Consider the following 6,000-nt stretch of genomic DNA (forward strand, 5'->3'; position numbering starts at 1 on the left):
GTGTTTGTAGTTCTCGAAGTTAGACAAAACACCTCTGAACAATGAAGTATCTTTAGAACTTTGGAGATTTGATTTTAAGCCAACTAAAAAAAAGGATATGATATAATGAATGAAAATGTTTTAAAAATATGCAATATTATGCTAAGTAAATATTTAAAAACTGAATTATTTAGAAATGTTAGGTTTATTATTGTTCAGCATATATTAGATGATACTTATGAGTTTATTCAATCTCTTACATCTGTAGGTAGTGAAATTTTCTGCTTAATAGCTAAACCATATTCTATTAATAGAAAAATATATAACACAATAATAAACGAAGGGATTAGAATTCAGAAATTAAATGAATTGGTCAATTCTAATAAGAAGATGTTAATATCAACTTTAGATGAAGCTATACAAATGTCAAAAACTGATAATAAAAAAATAATTATACTTGATTTGGGTGGTGAATTTGCTTTCCATTTAAATAGTATTAGAAGCAATGAATTAATTGGAATTATAGAGGATACGGCATATGGATACAAAAAATATCAGGTAAAATTAATAAACAGCATTCCCATTTTCTCAGTTGCAAAAAGTTTTCTTAAAGAAATAGAAGCTAAATTTGTTGGAAATGCAGTTGTTGATTCACTTGAAAATGTATTAAAAAGTACTGGAAAGACTTTATGTGGTCGAAATGCTCTAGTTATTGGGTATGGTATGATTGGTAAAAATGTGGCACATTCATTAAAGAAAAGAGAATGTAATGTTAGTGTGCTTGATATAAAAAGCATTAAACAACTACAAGCACATTTTGATGGTTTTATAACAGGAACAAGAAAAAAGATTTTAGAACATACAGATATTATTATAGGAGCTACTGGAACTCAATCGATTTCTTTATCTGATATTTTGAATTGTAAAGGATATATATATCTAGCCAGTGCAAGTTCAAAAAATATAGAAATTGATTTAGAAAAAATAAAATTTAATGCATATACTGAGAGAAAAATTAGCAAGAATATTAACTTATACATATTAAATAAAAAAAGAGTATACATAATAAATAATGGGAATCCAGTTAACTTCTTAATTGATAGTGTGCCAAATGAGATAATTGACTTGGTTTTTTCTGAAATACTTTGTGCCTGCAACATTCTTTTAGATAAAAAGATTAATGATAATTCTAAAATATCTTGTGTTGAAGATAAATATTTAGAAATAATTTCACAAATGTATTTAGAACAAATAAAAGGAGTGTGAACATATGAAAAAAACAAATCAGGTTATATTACTTATCGGTATAGTTATTTGTCTAATTAGTTTTTTTGTTGATGAAAGATATTCACTGCCATTAATCAACTTTAAAGGAAGTGATATGAAAATAACTTTAATAAGCGTTGGGTGTTCTCTTATAGCTAGCAGTATTATAACTTTTTTCTTATTATCGGAGACGAATAAAAATTATGAAGTAGTTGATAAATGGGGCTTAATAAACATTTACAAAAAAAGATCTGATATGAATTTAAGTTGTGATCGTCATATGAAAAACTTAAGAAATGAACTAGACATGATATGCTTTGGATTAAGAAATTTTAGAGATGCAGTTGGTAATGATATTGAGAAAAAAGTGGAAAAAGGATTAAAGGTTAGAATACTTACATTAAAACCTGATTCAATGTTTGTAGAGCAAAGAGAAATCGATGAAGGAAGTTCTAATGGAGAAATTAAAAAGACATTAATAGATCTTATCAAATGGGTTGAAAAGTTAAAAAATATAGCACCTAATAAAAAAAATATACAAATAAAGTTTTATGACACAATGCCATTGTTTTCATATCAACGAATTGATAACTATATATATTTAGGACCATACTTATATGGTCTGACTAGTCAAAAGACTATATCTTTCGAGTATGTAAAAAACAGAGATGGTTACAAGTATTACAAAGATTATTTTGAAAGAGTTTGGAAAGATAATAATTTTTGCTCTGAAAGTAAAAATTAATACTTTAAACCTATGTATATTTAGACTGAAACTAATATTATTAATGATATAATTATTTTAATAAATTGTAATAAAAGCAAATTTCTTATATTTAAAAAATATAAGAAAGATAAAGGACAGGTGACAATATGTATAAAAATGTAATAACACATTTCACAGTTTCGGGTTTTGTATTTTATAAAGGCAAAGTATTACTTATAAAACATAAAAAATTTAATAAATGGATTTATCCAGGAGGGCATATAGAAAATAACGAAACTCCTGAAGAAGCTCTAATAAGAGAAGTAAAAGAAGAAACAAATTACGATATATCAATAATTAAATCAAAAAGATTTTCATATGAAGATGAATATGTAAAAATGCTTAATACACCTTTTTGTATTTTACACGAATATATACCTCAATATGACAACGAAAAGAATCATTTTCATATTGATTTAGTTTATTTATGTAAGCTTAAATTTTCTATATTAAAAGATAAAGAAAGAAAGAAGAATATTGGATGGTACACTTTTAAAGAAGCTTTGCAATTAGATATGTTTAAGGATTTCAAGAAAGTTATGCAAGAAGCATTTTTATTTATTGGATAGGAGTAAAAAAATATGATTAATGCTACTCAGTCAAATTGGCATGTTATAACAGGAAGTCCTAGATCGGGTAAAACAAAAATTATTGAAAGACTTTCCTTTTTAGGATATAAAACTTGTCCTGAGATACTAAGAATATACATTGACAACGAGCTTAGTAAAGGGAGAAGTATGCAAAGTATAACATCAAATGGACAGGAACTTGAAAAAAATATTTTTTATGAGAAACTAAGTGCTGAGAAAAATTTTAATCGTAGAGATACAATTTTTTTTGATAGAAGTATAATTGACAGTATTGCGTTTGCAAGATTGTATAAGAGGGATATGCCAGATTTATTAAGAAATAGTAAATTAAAGTTTAGATATTCCAAAATTTTTTTACTTGAACCTCTTAATTTTTATGATAAAGATTACTTAACTATGGAAAGTGAAGAGGAGTCAAAAGAGCTTAATGAGCATTTAATTAAAGCTTATTCTGAACTCGAGTATGATATTATAAGAGTACCAATTATGCCTATTGAAAAAAGGGTGAATTTTATATTAAATAACGTTAATAATGTTATTTAGTTTTTATATTTAATATGGAAAGAAACAATTGACATCTACAACAATCATACTTTAAAAAATATAATTAATATAGATATCTATTTAACATTTGATTATTAAGGAACTGTTAAATAGACTTTCATTGATTCTATCGCCCATTATGGGGCTGATATTATTAGAAAGGAGAAAAGATGGCTAAAAATATTATTTTTTTAGGAGCAAGTGCCTCGGTATCTGAAGGAGCTCCAAGTCAATCTAATTTGTTTAGAGATTATTTTAATGAATTAATAAACACTCCTAATGAAAAAAAAGATAATCATATTTATAGGTACTTTTCAGATTTTTGGGGAATTAATATTCAAAAAGGGAAAATTGATGGCATTGTTTTTCCAACCTTCGAAGAAGCATTAGGAATGCTAGAATTAGCTAAAAATAGAAGAGAGTGTTTTCAGGGATTATCTTATGATAGTATCGACCATATAATTGAAGATTTAATATTTTTAATAGCGGATATTTTAAAGCGTAAATTAGTTGCCTCAAACTTTCACTATACAAATCTTATACATAAATTAATAGACAATCATAAAATAAAAGACACTGTTTTTATTTCATTAAACTACGATATTCTTATTGATAATGCAATAACAGGGTTACATGAATATATTGATTTAGATTATTGTATCGACTTCATGAACTATCAATTTGAGGATAATTGGAAACCGCCCAACATTAACAACTGCACAAAACTTTTTAAAATACATGGCTCATTAAATTGGTTATATTGTCCTGTTTGCAAACAAATTAAACTAACCTCTAAAATGAAGGGTTTTACACAACTCATTAAAAAAATGGAAACCTCACGTTATGCCCTTTATGCAAAGGAAGATTCGTTCCTATTTTGATACCTCCTACTTATTTCAAAATGATGTCAAACCCATTTCTTATTCAAATATGGAATAAAGCAGAATATGAACTTAGAGAAAGTGAAAAAATTGTGTTTTGTGGATATTCTATGCCAGATGCAGATATTCATATTAAATATTTACTTAAGAGAGGAATTCTAAATAGACGTATTACTAAACCAAAAATTATTATAGTAAATAATCATGATTCTAAAAAAGATGAGATAAAAAATGAAGAGGAGCTTCGTTATAGAAGATTGTTTGGTGCCAAAATTAATTATACGGAAAAAAATTTGAAGACTTTGCACAAAATCCATCAATGTATTTATAGGAAACTATGGTTGCTCCATCCATAACTCAAGAAAACAGAGACTATAACTTTAGATTTCAAGAATTTGTAGGCTTCGTTCTGGTTTTAAATACTGTGAATAGTTTCGGCACTCCGCCCCAAATTCATCCATCAAAAATAAAAGCTATCTGAGGCAGATGTACTTCTGAAACATTAGGTGCAATTATCGTGACATCCTTGTGAAATTAATTTTTAGTATAATATAATTAACTGTAGAGAATAGTTTAAGATGACACGTCCATGTGCCTTTCTGATACTAGGTACATCTGACTTCGCTCACGAATACTTCTAAACCAAGAACTATGTGAAAAATGCCTCTCACATTATCATGAACCTAACCCCAAAAACACTTAGCCAACCACTAAGTGTTTTTTTATATACCACAAATTAACGAAAGAAGCGTCAAAAATGAAACACTATCCTCAAGCCATATTAATGGCTTTTTTCTATGCCCGAAAGACAGGTGAAAAATCATGAAAAAGCTGCTATTCATCGCAATGCTAATTGCCACCCTAACATCAAACATCTTATACTCCTTTGCATCCTTACAGGTTGAAATCACCGAAGGAGCTAAAAAACCACGCATATCATCAATACTTTACTCTGCAAGAGCTATGATAATCAATGAGGGAAGCCAAGATGTAACTGCACATATCATTTGGCTTATAGATGGTGAAAATATTGAACCTAACTTAAATAGCACTAAAACCATTAAGGCTGGCGAAAGTATTTTTAGCAGGTCTCCCCTATTTCAAATTTCAGCTATGAGAACTGATGTTAAAATATTTCTATCTTAAACGTATTAACAGGCAGGAGAAACACTACTTCTTTAGCCCTTTTAAAGGTCTTTATAATTGCAGTTGTAGGATGTTCACTCTCCCTTTATGCTACAGACAAACTTATAGATGTATCAAACCTTTTTATAAACTCTTTGGCAAACAACGTACTTGTTGAGGAATACAATAAACCTGAAAATCAGTCCATTATACTTCTAGATAATCTTAACGAAGATGAAATAGGCTTTGATTCCTTCGATGGAAAATCTTTAGGAAGACTGGCTTTTGGTCTGCCTCTTGAAGATAGCAATACCCCTTTTTATGAAAGTTTCTTAACTCAAAACGGAGGGGGCGGACTAATAATTATGACCTGGTCTATGCTCTGCTTTATAATTATGGGTATTCTTAGTATTCTAAGATACGGATGTGTCGGGATTTTAGACGGACTATCCTCCCTATGGATAGCTCATTGTGCATGGGCTGGAGATGAAACTCCTGCCATAGGTTATATAAACCTATTGACAAGATCCATTGTTTTATCATATATCTTTGATTTAGCATGGCTTGAAGCATACTTTGTCATACACAATCCATGGGATTTTGAAGGAATAGGTTCAGAAATACTGGCATGTATTCTTTTTACAATTGCCATTGCAGTTTCAGTTTCTTTTTGGCTAAGATGGTTCTATAGAGCAGTTAAACAACCTTTTTGGTAAGTATACTAGGCAATATATTCCACTATACTGGCAACAAAAACGATATATTACTGTTTAACATTTAAATACACGTCTTTAGAGGTTAGCACCATAAATCTTTGTGGTAGCAAATACAATTAATATTTCTTGTGAAT

8 protein-coding genes are annotated in these 6,000 nt (G+C 28.5%); all 8 read left to right on the forward strand.

Annotated elements, in window-relative coordinates:
• The first annotated feature begins 105 nt into the window (after positions 1-105).
• Positions 106-1,245, forward strand: a complete 1,140-nt coding sequence (locus RBH29_RS05645; RefSeq protein WP_306695795.1) for a Rossmann-fold NAD(P)-binding domain-containing protein — start codon at positions 106-108, stop codon at positions 1,243-1,245.
• A 4-nt stretch (positions 1,246-1,249) separates the two neighbouring features.
• Positions 1,250-1,990 carry a DUF5919 domain-containing protein gene (locus RBH29_RS05650; protein ID WP_306695796.1) on the forward strand — a complete coding sequence of 247 codons (741 nt, stop codon included), beginning with the start codon at positions 1,250-1,252 and terminating at the stop codon, positions 1,988-1,990.
• Between the two features lie 128 nt (positions 1,991-2,118).
• On the forward strand, positions 2,119-2,580 hold the full coding sequence (locus RBH29_RS05655) for an NUDIX hydrolase (protein ID WP_306695797.1): 462 nt from the start codon (positions 2,119-2,121) through the stop codon (positions 2,578-2,580).
• 12 nt (positions 2,581-2,592) lie between these two features.
• Positions 2,593-3,144 carry an AAA family ATPase gene (locus tag RBH29_RS05660; protein ID WP_306695798.1) on the forward strand — a complete coding sequence of 184 codons (552 nt, stop codon included), beginning with the start codon at positions 2,593-2,595 and terminating at the stop codon, positions 3,142-3,144.
• 170 nt (positions 3,145-3,314) lie between these two features.
• Positions 3,315-4,025 (forward strand): hypothetical protein, encoded by a 711-nt coding sequence (locus RBH29_RS05665; protein ID WP_306695799.1) that lies wholly within the window; start codon positions 3,315-3,317, stop codon positions 4,023-4,025.
• On the forward strand, positions 4,022-4,381 hold the full coding sequence (locus RBH29_RS05670) for a hypothetical protein (RefSeq protein WP_306695800.1): 360 nt from the start codon (positions 4,022-4,024) through the stop codon (positions 4,379-4,381). The genes RBH29_RS05665 and RBH29_RS05670 overlap by 4 nt, the downstream gene beginning before the upstream one ends.
• 490 nt (positions 4,382-4,871) lie before the next feature.
• Positions 4,872-5,171, forward strand: a complete 300-nt coding sequence (locus RBH29_RS05675; RefSeq protein WP_306695801.1) for a hypothetical protein — start codon at positions 4,872-4,874, stop codon at positions 5,169-5,171.
• Between the two features lie 134 nt (positions 5,172-5,305).
• A complete protein-coding gene (locus RBH29_RS05680) occupies positions 5,306-5,866 on the forward strand; it encodes a hypothetical protein (protein WP_306695802.1) in 561 nt (186 codons plus the stop codon).
• The last annotated feature ends 134 nt before the right edge of the window (positions 5,867-6,000 follow it).

The organism is Herbivorax alkaliphila (assembly GCF_030848475.1).
GTDB lineage: Bacteria > Bacillota > Clostridia > Acetivibrionales > Acetivibrionaceae > Herbivorax.

Excerpts from the sequence above, each read along its gene's own strand:
- RBH29_RS05645 (WP_306695795.1), top strand. The coding sequence starts at position 106 with ATGAATGAAAATGTTTTAAAAATATGCAATATTATGCTAAGTAAATAT.
- RBH29_RS05650 (WP_306695796.1), top strand. The coding sequence starts at position 1,250 with ATGAAAAAAACAAATCAGGTTATATTACTTATCGGTATAGTTATTTGT.
- RBH29_RS05655 (WP_306695797.1), top strand. The coding sequence starts at position 2,119 with ATGTATAAAAATGTAATAACACATTTCACAGTTTCGGGTTTTGTATTT.
- RBH29_RS05660 (WP_306695798.1), top strand. The coding sequence starts at position 2,593 with ATGATTAATGCTACTCAGTCAAATTGGCATGTTATAACAGGAAGTCCT.
- RBH29_RS05665 (WP_306695799.1), top strand. The coding sequence starts at position 3,315 with ATGGCTAAAAATATTATTTTTTTAGGAGCAAGTGCCTCGGTATCTGAA.
- RBH29_RS05675 (WP_306695801.1), top strand. The coding sequence starts at position 4,872 with ATGCTAATTGCCACCCTAACATCAAACATCTTATACTCCTTTGCATCC.